The sequence below is a fragment of the Mucilaginibacter sp. KACC 22773 genome (assembly GCF_028736215.1).
Lineage (GTDB): Bacteria > Bacteroidota > Bacteroidia > Sphingobacteriales > Sphingobacteriaceae > Mucilaginibacter.
Window position 1 is genome coordinate 1,847,523 of record NZ_CP117883.1, and the last position, 17,617, is coordinate 1,865,139.

General features: G+C 41.6%; 21 protein-coding genes and 1 pseudogene. 14 read left to right on the plus strand and 8 right to left on the minus strand.

What is annotated here, in order from left to right:
- The first annotated feature begins 18 nt into the window (after positions 1 to 18).
- The 5 genes from PQ469_RS08150 (at position 19) to PQ469_RS08170 (ending at position 5,163) form a co-directional block, all read left to right on the plus strand.
- Positions 19 to 534 (plus strand): DUF4296 domain-containing protein, encoded by a 516-nt coding sequence (locus PQ469_RS08150; RefSeq protein ID WP_274212504.1) that lies wholly within the window; start codon positions 19 to 21, stop codon positions 532 to 534.
- Positions 515 to 2,884 carry an endonuclease MutS2 gene (locus PQ469_RS08155; protein ID WP_090648932.1) on the plus strand — a complete coding sequence of 790 codons (2,370 nt, stop codon included), beginning with the start codon at positions 515 to 517 and terminating at the stop codon, positions 2,882 to 2,884. Before PQ469_RS08150 ends, PQ469_RS08155 begins: the two co-directional genes overlap by 20 nt.
- A 19-nt stretch (positions 2,885 to 2,903) precedes the next feature.
- Complete coding sequence (locus PQ469_RS08160; protein WP_274212505.1) at positions 2,904 to 3,422, plus strand: hypothetical protein; 519 nt, start codon at positions 2,904 to 2,906, stop codon at positions 3,420 to 3,422.
- A gap of 100 nt (positions 3,423 to 3,522) precedes the next feature.
- Positions 3,523 to 3,885: a DUF8817 family protein gene (locus PQ469_RS08165; protein ID WP_274212506.1), complete on the plus strand. Its 363-nt coding sequence runs from the start codon at positions 3,523 to 3,525 to the stop codon at positions 3,883 to 3,885.
- 192 nt (positions 3,886 to 4,077) lie between these two features.
- Entirely contained in the window at positions 4,078 to 5,163 is a 1,086-nt protein-coding gene (locus tag PQ469_RS08170) for an SGNH/GDSL hydrolase family protein (RefSeq protein WP_274212507.1), read from the plus strand.
- Between the two features lie 177 nt (positions 5,164 to 5,340).
- Here PQ469_RS08170 and PQ469_RS08175 read toward each other — a convergent pair whose 3' ends face one another.
- A complete protein-coding gene (locus tag PQ469_RS08175; protein ID WP_274212508.1) occupies positions 5,341 to 5,883 on the minus strand; it encodes a hypothetical protein in 543 nt (180 codons plus the stop codon).
- Positions 5,884 to 6,105: 222 nt separating this feature from the next.
- Here PQ469_RS08175 and PQ469_RS08180 point away from each other — a divergent pair, with 222 nt between their 5' ends.
- From PQ469_RS08180 to PQ469_RS08195, 4 genes and pseudogenes are all read left to right on the plus strand, one after another.
- Positions 6,106 to 6,801, plus strand: a complete 696-nt coding sequence (locus tag PQ469_RS08180) for a CoA transferase subunit A (RefSeq protein WP_274212509.1) — start codon at positions 6,106 to 6,108, stop codon at positions 6,799 to 6,801.
- An 81-nt stretch (positions 6,802 to 6,882) separates the two neighbouring features.
- Positions 6,883 to 7,232 (plus strand): annotated as a pseudogene (locus PQ469_RS08185) (four helix bundle protein).
- Between the two features lie 57 nt (positions 7,233 to 7,289).
- Positions 7,290 to 7,946, plus strand: a complete 657-nt coding sequence (locus PQ469_RS08190) for a 3-oxoacid CoA-transferase subunit B (protein ID WP_090648966.1) — start codon at positions 7,290 to 7,292, stop codon at positions 7,944 to 7,946.
- A 94-nt stretch (positions 7,947 to 8,040) separates the two neighbouring features.
- Positions 8,041 to 8,376 carry a superinfection immunity protein gene (locus tag PQ469_RS08195; protein ID WP_274212510.1) on the plus strand — a complete coding sequence of 112 codons (336 nt, stop codon included), beginning with the start codon at positions 8,041 to 8,043 and terminating at the stop codon, positions 8,374 to 8,376.
- Between the two features lie 109 nt (positions 8,377 to 8,485).
- Here PQ469_RS08195 and PQ469_RS08200 read toward each other — a convergent pair whose 3' ends face one another.
- Genes PQ469_RS08200 through PQ469_RS08210 form a run of 3 tightly spaced genes read right to left on the minus strand, consistent with a single transcriptional unit; the run spans position 8,486 to position 10,928 of the window.
- On the minus strand, positions 8,486 to 9,118 hold the full coding sequence (locus PQ469_RS08200) for a uridine kinase family protein (protein ID WP_274212511.1): 633 nt from the start codon (positions 9,116 to 9,118) through the stop codon (positions 8,486 to 8,488).
- Positions 9,111 to 10,142: a LysM peptidoglycan-binding domain-containing protein gene (locus tag PQ469_RS08205; protein ID WP_274212512.1), complete on the minus strand. Its 1,032-nt coding sequence runs from the start codon at positions 10,140 to 10,142 to the stop codon at positions 9,111 to 9,113. The genes PQ469_RS08200 and PQ469_RS08205 overlap by 8 nt, the downstream gene beginning before the upstream one ends.
- A gap of 6 nt (positions 10,143 to 10,148) precedes the next feature.
- A complete protein-coding gene (locus PQ469_RS08210; RefSeq protein ID WP_274212514.1) occupies positions 10,149 to 10,928 on the minus strand; it encodes a DUF4905 domain-containing protein in 780 nt (259 codons plus the stop codon).
- 95 nt (positions 10,929 to 11,023) lie between these two features.
- Here PQ469_RS08210 and PQ469_RS08215 point away from each other — a divergent pair, with 95 nt between their 5' ends.
- The 4 genes from PQ469_RS08215 to PQ469_RS08230 all read left to right on the plus strand — a co-directional run bounded on the left by PQ469_RS08215 (position 11,024) and on the right by PQ469_RS08230 (position 13,514).
- The gene (locus PQ469_RS08215) at positions 11,024 to 11,503 is read left to right on the plus strand and encodes a Dps family protein (protein ID WP_274212515.1); all 480 of its coding nucleotides are present in this window, start codon (positions 11,024 to 11,026) and stop codon (positions 11,501 to 11,503) included.
- A 104-nt stretch (positions 11,504 to 11,607) separates the two neighbouring features.
- The gene (locus PQ469_RS08220) at positions 11,608 to 11,997 is read left to right on the plus strand and encodes a transposase (RefSeq protein ID WP_274209199.1); all 390 of its coding nucleotides are present in this window, start codon (positions 11,608 to 11,610) and stop codon (positions 11,995 to 11,997) included.
- On the plus strand, positions 11,967 to 12,806 hold the full coding sequence (locus PQ469_RS08225) for an IS3 family transposase (protein ID WP_274213817.1): 840 nt from the start codon (positions 11,967 to 11,969) through the stop codon (positions 12,804 to 12,806). Before PQ469_RS08220 ends, PQ469_RS08225 begins: the two co-directional genes overlap by 31 nt.
- 300 nt (positions 12,807 to 13,106) lie before the next feature.
- Positions 13,107 to 13,514 (plus strand): DUF6855 family protein, encoded by a 408-nt coding sequence (locus tag PQ469_RS08230; RefSeq protein WP_274212516.1) that lies wholly within the window; start codon positions 13,107 to 13,109, stop codon positions 13,512 to 13,514.
- A 28-nt stretch (positions 13,515 to 13,542) separates the two neighbouring features.
- On the opposite strand, the gene PQ469_RS08235 is transcribed toward PQ469_RS08230, so the two are convergent.
- From PQ469_RS08235 to PQ469_RS08250, 4 genes are all read right to left on the minus strand, one after another.
- Positions 13,543 to 14,214 carry a DUF4272 domain-containing protein gene (locus PQ469_RS08235; RefSeq protein WP_274212517.1) on the minus strand — a complete coding sequence of 224 codons (672 nt, stop codon included), beginning with the start codon at positions 14,212 to 14,214 and terminating at the stop codon, positions 13,543 to 13,545.
- Between the two features lie 8 nt (positions 14,215 to 14,222).
- Positions 14,223 to 14,579 (minus strand): hypothetical protein, encoded by a 357-nt coding sequence (locus PQ469_RS08240; protein ID WP_274212518.1) that lies wholly within the window; start codon positions 14,577 to 14,579, stop codon positions 14,223 to 14,225.
- A gap of 80 nt (positions 14,580 to 14,659) precedes the next feature.
- Positions 14,660 to 15,592, minus strand: a complete 933-nt coding sequence (locus PQ469_RS08245; protein WP_274212519.1) for a helix-turn-helix domain-containing protein — start codon at positions 15,590 to 15,592, stop codon at positions 14,660 to 14,662.
- A 226-nt stretch (positions 15,593 to 15,818) separates the two neighbouring features.
- Entirely contained in the window at positions 15,819 to 16,907 is a 1,089-nt protein-coding gene (locus PQ469_RS08250) for a DUF695 domain-containing protein (protein WP_274212520.1), read from the minus strand.
- A gap of 197 nt (positions 16,908 to 17,104) precedes the next feature.
- On the opposite strand from PQ469_RS08250, the gene PQ469_RS08255 reads away from it, so the two are divergent.
- Positions 17,105 to 17,533 carry an SRPBCC family protein gene (locus PQ469_RS08255; protein ID WP_274212521.1) on the plus strand — a complete coding sequence of 143 codons (429 nt, stop codon included), beginning with the start codon at positions 17,105 to 17,107 and terminating at the stop codon, positions 17,531 to 17,533.
- The last annotated feature ends 84 nt before the right edge of the window (positions 17,534 to 17,617 follow it).

Genomic DNA, 17,617 nt, shown 5'->3' on the forward strand with positions numbered 1-17,617 from the left:
TTTATCCAGCCCAAACAAATGACTGGCTTATTGATACAGATACACCTCATAGACGGTTCGTTATATAACGGTTTGCAGGGGGGCGATAGCCTGTACAAATATGGCATGGGCAAATATTTAGCAGCCTTTAAAAAATTCAATACCGATTCGGCCCAGTTCAGGAAAAGCATGCAGTACTACGCCAGCGAACCCGATAAGCTGTTTAAAATATATGACTCTGTTGAGGTTAGGATAAAAACCATGTCGGATTCTGTTAACCTGGCTCAAAACAAACAGCGAATGGCTAATCAAAAAGCCGATTCGTTGAAGGCCGATTCGGTAAGAAAAGCGATGCTTAGACCGAAAACTGCTGCCCAAAAAGCCGATTCGGTTAAGCAGGCAAAAATCAGGGAAAGCGTGATGGCGCGGAAGGCCGATTCGCTAAAGAACGATTTAGCTAAACAAGCAAAAATCAAAAGAGCGATGAATTCAAAAATCGACTCGGCAAAAAAATTAAAACATAGAAAAAAACTTAATGCTGTACCCATTAAATAGTGTAGATAAGCTTGGGTTTACCGAAGTAAAGGAATTAATAAAAGCTCATTGCCTGAGCGAAATGGGCCAGCAAATGGTTGATAAGATACAGGTGATGAGCAATTACGACCAGATTGCCAAGTTTTTAAGCCAGGCCAACGAGTTCAAAAACATCCTGGTAAACGATGCCGCACTACCCATTCATCATTTTTTTGATATTAAATCCCTGGCCAATAAAGCCCGTATAGAAGGTGTTTTTTTGAGCGAGGAAGAATTTTACCAGGTGCAGGCCTCCCTGCAAACCGTATTTGCCGTTATCGCTTACTTTAGCGAACGGGAAGGCCTTTACCCCAACCTGGAGGCGCTTTTTGAGCACCTGCCTATTGAGAAAGCCATCCTGAAAAAGATTGACGCGGTTATTGACCCTAAAGGAAAAATACGCCCCAATGCATCGCGCGAGTTACAGGAAATAACATCGGGCATAGCCAAAGCCGAGCAGGAAGCCCGCAAAAAGATTGACCAGATATTTAAAAATGCGTCATCAAGCGGCTGGACGGCCGATGGATCGCTCACGGTACGCGATGGCAGGTTGTGTATCCCGCTGCTGGCCGAAAACAAGCGTAAGCTAAAAGGTTTTATCCACGACGAATCGGCCTCGGGCCAAACCGTTTATATGGAACCCGAAGAGGTTTTTACCCTCAACAACCGTGTACGCGACCTGGAATTTGAACGCCGCCGTGAGATTGTAAAAATTCTGACGGCTTTAACAACCGAGTTAAGGCCTTATGCGCCGCTTTTGCTATCATACCACAGCCTGTTAACCAAGCTTGATTTTGTACGCGCTAAGGCCCTGTTTGCCATTGATATCGAAGGCGAAATGCCCCAGGTGGTGAACGAGCCGAAACTAAAATTATTTAATGCCCGTCACCCGCTGCTGTTCCTGAATTTTAAAAAAGAGCAAAAAACGGTGGTGCCTTTAAACGTACAGATTGATGAAGGTACACGCATTATTGTAGTATCGGGCCCTAATGCGGGCGGTAAATCTGTTTGTATGAAAACGGTTGGACTGCTGCAAATGATGGTTCAGGCGGGCTTGCTGATACCGGCTGCCGAAGCCAGTGTAATAGGTGTGTTTAAGCAGATGTTTGTTGACATAGGTGACGATCAATCCATCGAGAGCGATTTGAGTACCTATAGCGCCCATCTATCCAAAATGAAAAATTTTGTGGAGCAGGCCAATGGTAAAACCCTGATACTGATAGATGAGTTTGGTACCGGTACCGACCCGCAATTTGGCGGGCCCATTGCCGAGGCCGTGCTGGAATCGTTGAACCATAAAAAGGTGAGGGGGATGGTAACCACGCACTACAGCAACCTCAAGATCTTCGCCAGCAACACCGAGGGGATAGAAAACGCATCGATGCTGTTTAATAACGTAGAGATGAAGCCGCTTTACCGGCTGGAAGTTGGCAAGCCCGGCAGCTCGTATGCTTTTGAGATAGCCCAAAAAATAGGCCTGCCGCCAAGTGTACTTAACCTTGCCCGCAATAAAATAAGCGAAGGCCAGAAAAAGGTAGACACCCTGTTGGTTGACCTGGAGCGCGAAAAACGCGAGATATCTGAAGCCAAACAAAAGCTGGACAAGCAGCAGCGTAAGGTGAACGAGTTACAGGCCGAGAACGAAAAGCTGAAAAGTTACCTGGACGAAAATAAAAAAGTACTGATACGCGAGGCTAAAGACCAGGCCAAAAATATTATCCTGAACGCCAATAAGCTGGTGGAAAACACCATATCTGAAATTAAAAGCAGCAACGCCGATAAGGAGAAAACCCGCACCCTGCGCGAAAACCTGAATATTGAGCTTAAAAAGAACACAGTAAAAGTTGAGCCGGTAAAACAAAGCCCCGCCGCTTCCGCCGAGGAAGAGCTGAAGCCTGGCGACTGGGTAAAATTAACCGATTCTGAAACTACCGGGCAGGTGATAGAGATCATTCGTGATAACGTGGTAATTGCCATTGGCGATTTACGCACGGTGGCTAAAAAGAAAAAGGTGGAGCGGGTGAGCAAATCGTCGGTGCCTAAAGAGGTAAGGCGTACCATGAACTCGCATACCAGCGATTTTGCTAATTTTAGTCCGGAGATTGACGTACGCGGCCAGCGCACCGAAGATGCGCTGCACAATATCGAAAAACTGTTTGACCGCGCCCTGATGATGGGTTTTGGTAACCTAAAGATCATCCACGGCAAAGGCGATGGCATTTTGCGCAAAATGATACGCCAATACCTCAAAAAATATGACCAGGTTGACAGATTGGAAGATGAGCATGCTGACAGGGGTGGGGACGGGATAACTTATGTATATTTGAAATAAAAGTCATTATTGATTTAGAATGAGATATTGGTTTGTCTTTTTTCTTTTAATAAATTTATCAGCAAAAGCACAAAGTGTCATTAAGCCTGATATATTAAGGAGTGACACCACGTTTAGTATCCAGGGTGAAAATTATTCTGGTTACGTATTCCCTGCTAAAAATAAGGTTGATATAGATGCAGAACAAAAGGGAAGATTTACCCCTACGATTGGTGATATTAAGGAGGCGGAACTGGCTTTAACTCACATTTCCAAACATCCACAAATAATAGATGGAAAAAAATTGTATGGACGAAAAGTTTTAGCAGATGTTACGCCTGGCTTTAGTAATTACAAAAGGCAGTATGTGGGCTATATAAATGTCGAAAATCAGAAAGTATTGCTTATTAATATTTTGAATTTCAAGAATCGGACTGAAGCCAAGGAATATTTCAAAAATTGGGAACATCATTTTATTATGGGTTTTGATGGCTTTTATGAATATAACTACACAGATTTTAGGTTTAATTTATCAACAAAAAAGATGGAGGATAATTAAACTGGTGAGTGCCACGCTGTAAAAATTCATCATCCCGGTTTAAGGAATAACTTGTGTTTATTTGAAATAAGTTAGTATATTTTCCAAATATTATAAACCAATGGGCCTAAAAACTATCACTCCAATGTTATACACCCGGCAGGTACGGGAAACGGTAGATTATTACATTAGTAACCTGGGCTTTACATGTGTTGGATATGATGAGCGCTGGGGTTGGGCAACGGTTAGTCGCGATGATATCGAAATTATGTTTGCGCTACCCAGTGAGCATGAGCCCTTCGGGATGCCCAAGTTTACCGGGTCGTTGTACATCCGTACGGATAAAGTTGATGAGCTGTGGAAGGAACTGAAAGAACAGGCCATCATTTGTTACCCCATTGAAACTTTTGATTTTGGCATGCGCGAATTTGCCATTTACGATTACAACGGGTACCTGTTGCAATTTGGTACTCCGGTTGATTAGTCATTTTGCTTCGCGTCATTAGGTCATTAGTTGGTGTGTGCTTCAAAGGTGCTTGCGAAGGCATGGAAAGGTGTGAGTTTGGTGTTTAAAAGGATGTTGAAGGTGCGCGAACGGTGCATGGCAGGAGGGGTGTTTACCGGTTTGTTTTACGCCGGCAATTTTCATAAATTAGGCCTGTAAACCGGTAAAAAAATGCGTAAATTATACTTTATAATTCTGTTCCTGGTAACTTCAGGGGCCCTATCAACCTGCCAGGCGCAAAGCCTGGTGCTCAAAAGCAAGGATACCCATATCCGCTATACCGGCCGCATTAACATGACCGATGAGGCTGCGGAATTTTACTGGACAGGTTCATCGGCCGTAATTAACTTTAAAGGTACCGGCGTATCGGCTGTGTTACAGGACGAGCGGGGCGAAAACTATTTTACAATTATTGTAGATGGTAAGGTAACCAACACCTTACACCTGGAAAATGCCCAGAAAACATACACCCTTGCCGAAGGCCTTCCCGACGGTAACCATAGCCTTGAACTATTCAAACGCACCGAATGGGATAAGGGTAAAACCACTTTTGTGCAGTTTATATTGGATAAAGGGGCATCTATATTACCGGCGCCACCTGTTAAAAAACGCAAAATTGAATTTTTTGGCAATTCTATCACCTGCGGTTACGCTGTTGAAGATACTACAGGGCAGGATAGAGGGAGTGCCCCTTACGAGAACGGCTATATTAGCTATGCCGCTATAACAGCACGCCATTATGATGCGGCTTATGTGGCAACGGCTAAAAGCGGCATAGGCGTATTGGTAAGCTGGTTCCCGCTCATTATGACCGAAATGTATAATCGCCTTGACCCAACCGACCCGACAAGCCTTTGGGATTTTACAAAATATACCCCCGATGTAGTGGTAATCAACCTGTTTCAAAACGATTCGTGGATAGTTAAAATGCCTGATAACCCACAATTTAAAGAACGTTTCGGCACAAAGCCACCCGAGGCTGATCAAATCGTCAAAGCCTACCGGGAGATGGTAAAAAATATCCGCAAAAAATATCCTAAAGCCCAAATCCTTTGCATTCTGGGCAGTATGGATGCCACCAAAGACGGTTCGCCATGGCCCGGATATATCGAAAAGGCCGTTGCAAGTTTAAGCGATAAAGGCATTTACACTCACATGATCCCTTACAAGAATACGCCAGGGCACCCAAGCGCTAAGGAACAGCAGGCCATGGCCGATGACTTGATAGCGTTTATGGACAAGAATATTAAGTGGTGACAAATGTGCAAATTTAAAATTTCAGATGTGCAGATAATTTTTGTCTGAACTTGGATTAAGCACATTTATCAGATTTTGATTTGCAAAGCCACATTTCCTGTAAATCATTTAATCAGAAAATACCGAGTTCAAAAAAAAATCTGCACATCTAAAATCTGCATATCTGCACATCAATTTTTATTCCCCAACTTTCTGCTGGTCAGGTACCTCATTTGGCCCTGGTATATTGGCTTGGTTGTCTTCGCCTTGACCGTCATCATCGGCGGTTCCTTCCTGGTATTGTTGCTGCGATTCACCGGGTTTTTCGTCTTCCTCGCTACCGGTATTTTCGCCGTTACCCTGGCTACCTGTAGCCGCATTATAATCTGAATACCCTGACTGGTTAGGATCCTTAAAATTATTATTTTCCGGATGCTCTTCAGATGGCTGCGTGCGGCGGAAGTACTCATTGTTATAACCCGCGTTTTGCGACGGATTGGCCGGGTCATCACCCGATGGGGTCAGGTTATTTTCGCCAAAACTTTGCCCGCCCATGCCTTGCCCTTCCATACCGGGGGCATCCTGTTTTTTCATGTCGTCTTTCGATGTTGGGTAGCCATGCTGCAGGTTTTCTTCCGTCAGGTTATCATCGTCGTCTACCCGATATGTATTAGGCTTATTTTGCGTTTGTTCGTTTGGTAAGTCATTGCTTTCGCCAAACCCGTTATCTTTTAATTCCATAGGTTTTATGTGTTGATGTATAATTACAATGTTCTAATTTTCTAATTGTTTTATTTGTTTAATTATTATGAATAATTAAAAATCAAAAGTTAAAATTTAAGACTGCTTCAGTATGGTGGCGCGAATAATTTATCGTTGGTGACCGTCGATTGAAAAAATCTTGATTCCTTGCTCTTGATTCTTGACTCTTATCAGTAGTTTTGAATTAACCAATTATAAAACATGAACAAAGTAGTAAGTGATGCCGATGAGGCCATTCGCGACATCCGGGACGGTATGACCCTGATGTTGGGTGGTTTTGGTTTATGCGGATTACCCGAAAAATGTATAGCCGCACTGGTAAAAAAAGGAGTAAGCCAGCTTACCTGTATCAGCAACAATGCCGGTGTTGATGACTTTGGCATCGGACTGATGCTGCAACAGCGCCAGGTAAAAAAAATGATTTCATCGTACGTTGGCGAAAACGCCGAATTTGAACGCCAGCTGTTAAGCGGCGAACTTGAGGTGGAGCTAATCCCTCAGGGTACGCTGGCAACACGGTGTATGGCCGCAGGCTACGGCATGCCAGCTATTTTTACCCCGGCGGGCGTTGGTACCGAGGTAGCAATAGGCAAAGAAGTCCGCAATTTTAATGGTAAAGATTACCTGATGGAAATGGCTTTTGATGCCGATTTTGCCATTGTAAAAGCCTGGAAAGGCGATACCATGGGTAACCTTATCTATAAATCGACCGCCCGGAATTTTAACCCTGTTATGGCTATGGCCGGAAAGGTAACCATTGCAGAGGTAGAGGAACTTGTTGAACCTGGTGAGTTGGATCCCGATCACATTCATACGCCGGGAATTTATGTACATAGGATTTTTCAGGGTAAAGACTACGAAAAACGGATTGAACATAGAACGGTGAGAGTAATTTGAAAATTTGAGAATTTGAAGATTTGAAAATGTATGAATAATTTGAAGATTTGAAAATGGTTAAAAATGGATAAGAATGATTAAATGAGAGACGATAAAGAAAACCTGATTGTTAAATTGACTTTTGAGTTCGCGCTTGATATTATTGAGTTTTCGGAGGAGTTGGAAGCTAATAGGAAATTCGCTATTGCGAAGCAAATCATCAGATCCGGGACATCAATTGGGGCAAATGTGCGTGAAGCTCAAAATGCGGAAAGTAAAAATGATTTATACATAAGTTTAAAATAGCTGCTAAGGAAGCCGACGAGACTGAGTATTTCCTATTGCTTTGCCAGTTTTCTAAGGGTTATCCGTTTAGTATGTCATTGATTGAAAAGTTGAAAGTGATCAATAAAATATTATCAAAAATTATAGCGAGTGCAAAAAGTGGATAGTATGAAAATTAAATCCATCTTCAAATTTTCAAATCCTCAAATTTTCAAATTAATTTTATGTTAGATAAAAACGGCATCGCTAAACGCATCGCCAAAGAAATAAAAGACGGTTACTATGTTAACCTTGGTATAGGTATCCCCACATTGGTGGCCAATTACATCCCCGAAACGATGGATGTGGTTTTGCAATCGGAAAACGGGTTGTTGGGGATGGGGCCATTTCCGTTTGAGGGAGAAGAAGACCCGGATGTAATTAACGCGGGTAAGCAAACTATTACCATGCTGCCTGGTTCCTCAATATTCGATTCGGCTATGAGTTTCGGGATGATCAGAGCCAGGAAGGTTAACCTGACTATCCTGGGCGCCATGGAAGTATCCGAGAACGGGGATATAGCCAACTGGAAGATTCCCGGCAAAATGGTGAAGGGTATGGGTGGTGCTATGGACCTGGTGGCATCGGCAGAAAATATCATTGTAGCCATGCAGCACGTAAACAAAGCGGGCGAATCGAAGTTATTACCTAAGTGCACCTTGCCTTTAACCGGCGTGCACTGTGTAAAAAAGATAGTAACCGAGCTGGGCGTATTTGACGTTTTGCCGCAGGGCGGCTTTAAATTACTGGAGCGAGCCCCCGGCGTAACTGTAGAAGAGATAATAAAAGCGACCGCCGGGGAGTTAATTATAGAAGGAGAGGTGCCGGAGATAGTGCTCTAAAAAAAAATACCTTAATGAGGTATGGCATTAATAGAAAATTATTTGCATCTTACAGATAAGTTATTGCGTATAAATGACAATATTAAATTAAGTTATGATAGATTATCCAGAACTGATACTAATATTCATTTTGTTATCCATTACAATGCCCGTTTATCTGTTGCCATCTATAATGGCCAGGGAGAAAAATAACTTTACATCAGTATTATTGCTTAATGTACTTTTAGGCTGGACGGTGATAGCCTGGATAATTTCGTTAGTGTGGGCGCTCCGCACTGATAAAGACCCGCTGCGATCATACAAACTCAATACCCACAACTGCTGTCCTAAAATAGAAGCTGAACTTACAAAATTGAGAAACCTGTTCAGGGCCGGCGTAATTACCAAAACCGATTACCACAACGAAACCAGGAAAATTATAGGAAACTGATTTTAATTTGAAGATTTGAAAATGTCTGAAATAATTTGTTAATCCTCAAATTTTCAAATCAAAAAGGCTTCATTTTAAAATTCTCAAATCCTCAAATTTTCAAATTCTTTTAAAAAAGCTTTTCTCTCAAATTAGCTGATATTTCTTCTGTTACTGCGATGATATCGTCCGCAACGTGTGTGTTGTTGGTTATCACCTTATCGCATTCATCTTTGTAAGGTAACAGGAACTCTTTATAAGCTGGCACCACATGGTTTACCCATTTGTACATCACATCATCGTGCGAGTAGCCACGTTCCAGCAAATCGCGTTTAAGGCGGCGCTGCAGGGCTATGTCGTCTTCGGCCTCTATGAAAATTTTCATATCCAGCATGCCGGCAATCTCTTTAAAATGCAGGATAAACAGGCCTTCTACTATCAGGATTGGGGCAGGCTTTATTTCCAGCACCTTTGGGATGGCATCGGGGTTGTTGAAGGTATACTCATGCTTAATAACCGGTTCTTTATTTAAAAGCTTGCCAATATCATCATGAAAATGCCGGTCATCTATAGTCGAGGGTAAATCAAAGTTGTATAGCTTATTCTCCTCCTTGGTCATATTGTGCGCCACGGGGATATAGTAGTCATCCTGCGACACCAACGATACTTCATCAGCAGTAAAATGCTCCAGGAAACATTTCAAAAAAAAAGTTTTGCCAGATCCGCTTCCACCGGCAATTCCAATAATATAAGGTTTATTCATTCGGGCTTCCGTAGCTGATATTTACGTTAATGCGTTTATCTAATGCGCCTAAAGCATCGGCAGTGTTTTTGGTCATTACAATGAGCACATTTTTGGTAGCCTCGCTATCAGTAAAACGACCCACTACTTTAGCATAAGTAGTATGATTATTCATCGGGTTGGTGATTTTTATAACCGTGCCTATTGGTGCGGTGCGGTGTAACACCAATTCTTTTTTAGGGTCAAGGCTGGTATCATCTATCCAGGTGGCTACGCCTTTTTCGTTTTTTTCATATAAGCCAAAACGGTTGGCTTTAAATTTTGCGTCGGCACTATCAATTGGCATGTTTGCCGAATCGGTTTTCAATACATCCTGCTTGGCAACCGTCCGTTCTTCTGGCGGCATACCGGTACGAACTTTGATTATCTGGTCGGCTTTTAGATCATCAGAGCTTAAGTTGTTTAAATTCCTGATGTCCTCAACCGAAGTATTGAATCTTTTGGCAATTGAGTAAATTGTTTCGCCGGCCGATATTTTATACTGTTGTACGTTATCCATATTTACCGCTGTAGCTGGCTGCGTTGTTGCCGGTGCCGGTGTAGCTGGTTTTGGTGTTGCTGCCACGGGTTGCTGTACTACCGGTGCCTGCTGTGGCTGTGCTACCGGTTGCTGAACTACCGGTGACGTTTTGGTAACAGCGGGCTGAACCTGGGTCTTTTGCTGTACTACAGCCGGTTGTACCGCCGGTTTTGTTGGCTGCACTGTAGTTGCCGTTTGGGCTTCATCAAATGGCAGGTCGGTAGGCACCTTAATGGTGCCGCCAATTTTAAGCGGTGCGTTGTTGTTAAACTGGATAATGGCTTTTGGGCTTACTTTATAGCGCCTGCCTATGGAGTAGTAATTGTCTTTAGGATCTAATTTGTGAAGGATGATTTTTTTACCATTCTGGTTTTCAACACCAATGGAATCTTTAGCAGTGCTTGCAAAAACGGAGACAGAAATGGTTAGTAGGGGAGCGATCAATAAAAGGACCTTTAATTTCATAATATGTTATAATACAGTATTTTGTAAATTTAAAACTATTAACACCGACCTGTTTTTAAGGTAGATCAGTTTATTATCATGTACTACAAACGCCTCGGGCTGCAATTTTTGTATATCGCTTTGCAACAAATCGTGATAAACAGTACCACCCTCATCGTCAAAAATATAAAGGTGCTGTTTAAGTTGCCCGTCCAAAAACGTGTGCAAAGATACAATTCTAAAATTATTGTGCTCAAGGTAATCCACGGTATTTCCGTAGGCGTCAACACCGGGGGGCAAACTTTTAAATGCTTGTGCCGGTAACACCTGCGGGCTTAAAATATGGTTGTTGAAGCCCACATCAATAACAGGCTGGTAGGTTCTTACTATTCCCCCGGTTTTGATATCGGCCAGAACGAGCTTTGGGGGCTGTATTTGAGTATTGTAAACTACCGGTCCAGTTGCCGAGAGATGATCAAATGCCAGGGTGTAATTGCTCCATAAGGTTTTTCCGGACAGCCCGTCAATAGCTGTTAATCCCTTGTGTGCCGGGCCTTTTTCTGATTGATAATTATGCAAAACAAGTACTCCGTCAAACGCGGTCTCGATACCGGTAAGCCATCGCTCGGGAGTAGTAAGACCTTCAAAGTTTACGATGCCGCTATCCAGGTTGATTGATGTAAATGAAACCAATTTATCCCCGCTATTGCGTACTTCCAGAAATATAATATTACCCGGCCCGTCAATCTCGATACGCCACACGGGCCATTTACACTGATGTTGGATGAATGGTAGCAACTTTGTCATAAAGTGTGTAAATATGCTTAATATCTTCAAAACAGTGTTAATTTTACCAAACATTGCCGCTGCGGCGGTATTAAAAGCACTAAATCACTACTACTATGAATGCTGAACAAATTAGCTTAGAAGAAACAAAAGTAAAGCCGGTTGTCGACCATTTGAACGATCTTTTGGCAAACTACCACATCCATTACCAAAAACTGCGCGGATGCCATTGGAATGTAAAAGGGCCAAGTTTTTTTACATTGCACCTTAAATTTGAGGAGTTGTATACCGCTGCTTTATTAACCATTGATGAACTGGCCGAAAGGATCCTGTCGTTAGGTAAACCACCGTATAGTACGTTTAAAGACTATATCGAAACCGCCCAAATTAAAGAAATTCAAACCATTGGTTTAAAGGATACCCTAATGGTAAAGGCCATTATTGACGACCTTGCCGCCCTGATAGCCAAAGAAAGGGAGATCCTGGATATTACAGCGGAAGCCGGCGATGACGGTACCAACGATATGGTGAACCGCTTTATGCAGTTTAATGAAAAAAATACCTGGATGCTGCGTTCATTTGTTAACGAGGATTAAGGCGTTAATAAAATAGAAGCAAGAATTAAGAGTCAAGAATTAAGAGAGGAATGTCTTGTCCTGAAATAGGTTGACAGTATAGTTAACTTAAATAATCAGGAAAAATGACAAAAAGTAAGCGAAAAGTAATTCGGTACAGTATTAGCTTTAAACAAAAAGTAGTCAATGAGATTGAACAGGAGGGTCTGCAGATCTCAGAAGCAAATCGTCGTTATGGCATAGGTGGGGCAGAGACGATAAACAAATGGCTTAAAGAATTAGGGAAACAACATTTATTAAATACGGTAATTAGAGTGGAAACGAAAGATGAGAAAGACCGGCTGTTGGAGTTAGAGAAAGAGGTCAAGAAGTTAAAATTAGCTTTGGCAGATGCCTATTTGTCAAGAGATTGCGCAGAGGAAGTGATCAGGCAGGCAGGTAAACTATACGGGACAGATTTAAAAAAAAAGTTTGGCACAGCAGCATCGGATTCCTCCGGAAGCGATACGCGCTAAGTGAGCTATGTAGCTATTTCGAAGTAAGCAGGAGTGGTTATTATAAAGCCGTAGAGTCAGCGGATAAGAAACTGTTAAATGAGCAGTTGGTATTGTCGCTTATACATGATGTACGTAGGCGTCACCCGCGTATAGGAGGCAAGAAGTTGTACTCCGTTTTAAAGGGTGATCTGAAGCAAGCGGGAATAAAGCTTGGCCGGGATAAGTTCTTTGAGTTGTTGGCGCGGAACGGTTTATTGGTAAAGAGGCGTCGTAAATATATCTCAACGACAGATTCTTACCATCGTTTTAGGGTATACAGGAACTTGTTGAAAGATAAACTGCTGCATAAGGCGCACCAGGGTTGGGTTTCGGATATTACCTATATCCGAACAAAGGATGACTTTGTGTATCTGTTCCTGATCACAGATGCCTACTCACGGAAGATCGTGGGCTGGCATTTATCGGATAGTTTAAAGATAAAAGGAGCTATTAATGCTTTGAAAATGGCCATCAGGCAATGCCCGGATACCAAAGACCTGATTCATCATTCAGATCGCGGAATTCAGTATTGCAGTAAGGATTATGTAAAGCTGCTGAAGAAGGCCAAAATAAAGATCAGCATGACTGAGGCGAACCATTGTTATGAAAATGCTACAGCCGAGCGGATAAACGGCATTCTAAAGCAGGAATATGGCTTAGATGAAGCTTTTACATCTGAGGGCAATGCGGTAAAGGCAGTAAAAGAAGCGATATGGTCGTATAATACGGACCGGCCACACTGGTCACTGAATTTAGCAACCCCGCAGCAGGTGCATATTGCTGCTTAAGTTATTAACAAGCAACAGGAAATTTTAAAAGAAAAAAAGAAGCAAAAAAAGAAAAGGGTGTTAATAAGTCGAAAACTCTACGAGTTTCCGACTTATTAACACCTCAAGTAACAAACAATAAAGTGTCTACTTTTTTCAGGACATGACAGAAGCCGCTTACATTGTAAGCGGCTTTTTTTAGGGATTTTTTGCTGACGAATCATAGCAAACCTTACTGGTGTATCTGATTATCTCCTAACTTTAAAGTCAATAAACCAATTGATAAAATATTCAGACAGACCTTAATTTAGCTTTCATAAAATGAAAGAACAAATTGACACTAAGGAAAACCCGTTAGCCCTTAAAACACCGCCGCTATCATCAGAATATACTATGTACACCGATGTAAAAGATGGTAAAGAAGTTTTGGTGTGCACCGTTGGCAAAACGGTGTTACTGTATGATTACCGTTGCCTTGAAGATTTGCACACAATGCTTAAGCAACACGGCGACTGGATGGAACTGGGAAGTGCCGACGAGCAAAAGCCGGCCAAAGAAAGCACTGTTGAAGCATGGGGACGATCCTCCGAAAATCCTGTTGGTGGCTGGTATGGGCTCAAGAAAGGTTTACGTGGCCGTTTTGGCATGTATATACCACCATTAATGGAAGCACTGGGAGTTGCAGAGATAACGCATGAGGCAAAAGGGAATAAAATGCGGGCAAAATAACCATATAAACGCTATCGCGTATCGCAATTTAGGTTGAGGTATCTGTTTCGTCCCACTCTTCAATTCCGGAGAAGCGGCGAAGCCAGTTCAGCGCTTTATGCCTTTCGAAAGAAACGACACGGTCTACCGTCGATGTGTTTGGGTTGCCGTTAAAATAAATATCTCTCAGGTAAGTGGTAACCAATTCATTAAAAAGGTTTTCGTCGATGATGGTTGTTTCGTCGATATAATGCAGTTTTGTTAAAAAATCATTTAAAGGCTCGCCAGCCAAAGGAACAACGGTATCAAATTCATTAAATTCCTCGTCGTCTATGGGCTGGCATGAAACCGAAAGTTTTGTAACTAATCCAAGTGACCAGGCCAATACGTAAGCCGCTTCTATTTGCCATGAAAAATTTACCAGTGCTTTTCTGTCTGTAACTTTTCCTTCAAACAATTTTGTTTCCCGTTCACTAACATATTCCCATAGGCCCTCAGCTTTTAACCAGTTCATGATTTTTTGACGATGTTTTTCATGCTGTGCTGCAATCGAAACTGCATACAAAATGATAATCCGGCAGCCAACGTCAAAAGGTTTTGCAAAGCTTTCAGGATCAAAATCAAGATAAGGCAGGTACTGTATTTTGATATCACCTATGCCATGATCGCTCAATCGTTTTTCAATTGCTTTTTTTCTATCAATGGACGATTTGTTTATCATAAGTAATTTTATCCAAGTGGATATTTCAAATATATCAACACTAATGGGATAAGCAAAAAAGGTATCTCAATTAAAGCGGCTTTCAATTCCCCTATGTAAAAAAACATCACCATCAGGAAAAATATCAGGGCGGCGTTTAAAATGTTACCTGCTACAAAAGTTTGCGGCATAAGGATAAGTATTCCGCTTAGCAGTGTCAAAAGCGATATTACTTTTAATGTAGTGGGGCTTAAATTCCATTTGCCAAACAATTCTGCTTCGGGGCCAGTGGCGCCAGGTTTCATGGTTAATCCCTGCCAGCCGTGTTTTATGCTCATAAAGGCTGCAAATATGATAAGGGCGCTGCTAATTAATTTGAGAGTCATGATGTTGGTTTGTTATAGCGCTAAGCTACGTGCCATTGTCCATAACATGTTTGCAATCATCAATCAGCTATTTATCAATTTCAAACAATTTTTGCCCGTATTTCAATTGGTGATAGTGATGTTTGTTTTTTAAAGAAGTTTGAAAAGTGCGATAGCTGTTCAAATCCCAGGCTGTAGGCAATTTCTGATATGTTCCAATCGGTTTGTTTAAGCAGTATTTTGGCTTCCTGGATAAGTCGGTTGGTAATATGCTCGGTTGTGGTTTTGCCGGTATTTTCTTTTAAAACTTTATTAAGATGGTTACTGTGCACGGCCAGGCGGTCGGCATAATCGCGCGCAGTTCGTAATGTTATTTTTTGCTGCGGAGATGCTATCGGGAATTGCCTTTCCAGCAACTCGATAAACAGGGATGATACCCTGGCCGATGCATTATGCGCACTGTTGTAGGTGGTTAGGGGCTCCAGCTTTTGGCCGTAATGAATTACCTCCATTACATAATTGCGGATAAGATCATACTTAAACAAATAATTGGAGCTTATTTCCTGCTGCATTTTTTTAAACATCAGCTCCAGTTCGTTTGCCTGCGCATCGGTAACCTGGAAAACCGGGTAGCCTCCCGGGCGAAAGATGGGGAGTTCATCTAACACGGCACCGCTTTTTGATTGTATTAAAAAATCGCCGGTAAAAATACAGAAATATCCGGCCTGGTCCGTATCCTGCGGTACCCAGTTATAGGGTATTTTAGGCGTAGCAAAAAGCAAAGCATTTTTTTCGATGTGGATCACCTTATCAGCATACTCCGCAATGTTTTTCCCCCTCACCAGGCTTATTTTGTAGTAAGCCCTGCGGTTGTAGGGCATATGCCCGGGGTTGTCTTTAAAACGAGGAATGAGTTCTTCCAGGTTGAATATATTGAAATGTCCTATTTCTTTATTGATGCCGGCCGGTAACAGCGACTCTGTATCGTTTTTACCTACCTGTTTATAAAATTCGTCGATAGTGATGGCTTGCATAGCTGGTTGTTATATACTAAGATAAAAGTATAAATCATCTATCAATTAAACTGATCGTGATTTGAATATGATAAATGGATGATGCTTTCTTACTCAATCTGTATTTCAAGTACTACGATTTTAAAACGCACGGTATTTGAATATAGTAAGCAATGCCTTTACACCATTTTAGTTGCAATTCGTGAAAATAATACAAGAAGTAATTGCTGTTCACCGCATGCCATAACTATCTAAACCGCTCGAATGATTGCCAGTATTTGTCTTTATAAACATCATATGTTATATCAACCTGGCCGGAATACTTTTGTACAATACTATAAGCTACAATGGATGGTTTTCTGAAATCTTTGCAGGCAAAATATATATCGCGGGTGTTTTCTGCAGTTTGGCGGCCAATGTTCAGGTAACCGTCGAAGTCTTTCAATTCATGAAGTATATCCTTTTCAATATCATCCAACAGTTGATAGGTTTTGTTGTCGGGCATGCCGTTATTGGCTGTACCGCCATATTTAATTTCCACACTCATAATCCAGGGGTGAGATGCCTTGCTGTCCCAGTTGAGTAAATCGGTGTTAATGATAGCCACCACGGGATTGCCGCTGTTCAGGGTTGCTTCAAGCCCCGAATAAGTGTCATTTTCTGTGTTGTGCCTTACGCCTTCGTACTTTTCAATAAATTCTTTTTCGCGCCATTTTAAAAAATCTTTTAGTTTCGCTATTGGTACTAATTCTTTTTCTGCCTCGCTTTTACCTATAACATTCATATTATCTATGGTGGTTGCAAAATTTAGTTCGCCAATGAAATTGTCAAGGAAAATGTATATCCCATTGATGATGGTGTCTTTATTTTTTTGGGTAAGGTCGTCATGTAAAACGGTGATGTCTATTTCATCAGGGAACTCATTCGAATTGTTTGCATAAAAATGGATGTTTTCATCTGCAAATTTATAGCCGTCCATTTTGATATATACGTTTGTAATGTCTAAAGCAGGTTTCAGTGCGGTAAACTTCCAACCATTTATTTGGGGGGCGGCTTTAACAAGTTCTTCTACAAAGGGAATGTTTTTGACAGCGCCATCGGCAGTCAAAACAAGTTCGACGGTATGCTCATCAAATATGCCGGTTAAAAAATAAAATCCATCTTTTAGCTCGTTAAGCTTTGGCGAAAGTTTGTCGAAAAAATCTTTGTGGATATCCCTCTTTTCTTTAACTATTCTGAAAAAAGCCTTTTCATTTTTTTGAAACCAAGTCCAAAAATCTGCGTACGACCTAACAGGTTGTTCGCCACCTTTAAATATATTCTTTAGAAAACTCATCGGCTATAGTTTTTTTAATGATAGGGCAGAATTATTGTGCTAAAGGATGCTTATTGTTGCGCCAAATATAAAAACACAATTAATTATATTAAACATTTCTACCTGTAATTCGCACCCCACAAATGTCGCATTTAGCCATATTCCGTTTTAAAATATTCTGCTAATTTTATCAACAGCAAATCAATCAAAAAAATAAAATGGAAACAGCAGCTAAAACAACTATCACCGTAGAAGCCACCATAAACGCGCCTATAGAAAAAGTTTGGGAATCGTGGACTAAACCGGAGCATATTACCCAATGGTGCCATGCATCAGACGATTGGCACGCGCCTTATGCTGATAACGATGCGCAAACAGGCGGCAAGTTTAAAACAACCATGGCTGCAAAAGATGGAAGTTTCAGTTTTGATTTTGAAGGTGTTTACAGTAACGTAGCGCAATATAGCCTGATAGAATATGGGCTTGGTGATGGCCGGAAAGTAAGAATTGAGTTTATTGGCGATGGCGACACCACTAAGGTAACGGAAACATTTGACCCCGAAACGCAAAATCCTATTGAAATGCAAAGGGGAGGCTGGCAGGCTATCCTGGATAATTTCAAAAAATATACTGAAACCAGTCTTTAACTATTTTTGCTAAATAAAGCCATTGGTCTTATATTTGCATATTAAGCAGGCGTAATCTGCGCTTGATTGATATTTTCCTATGGT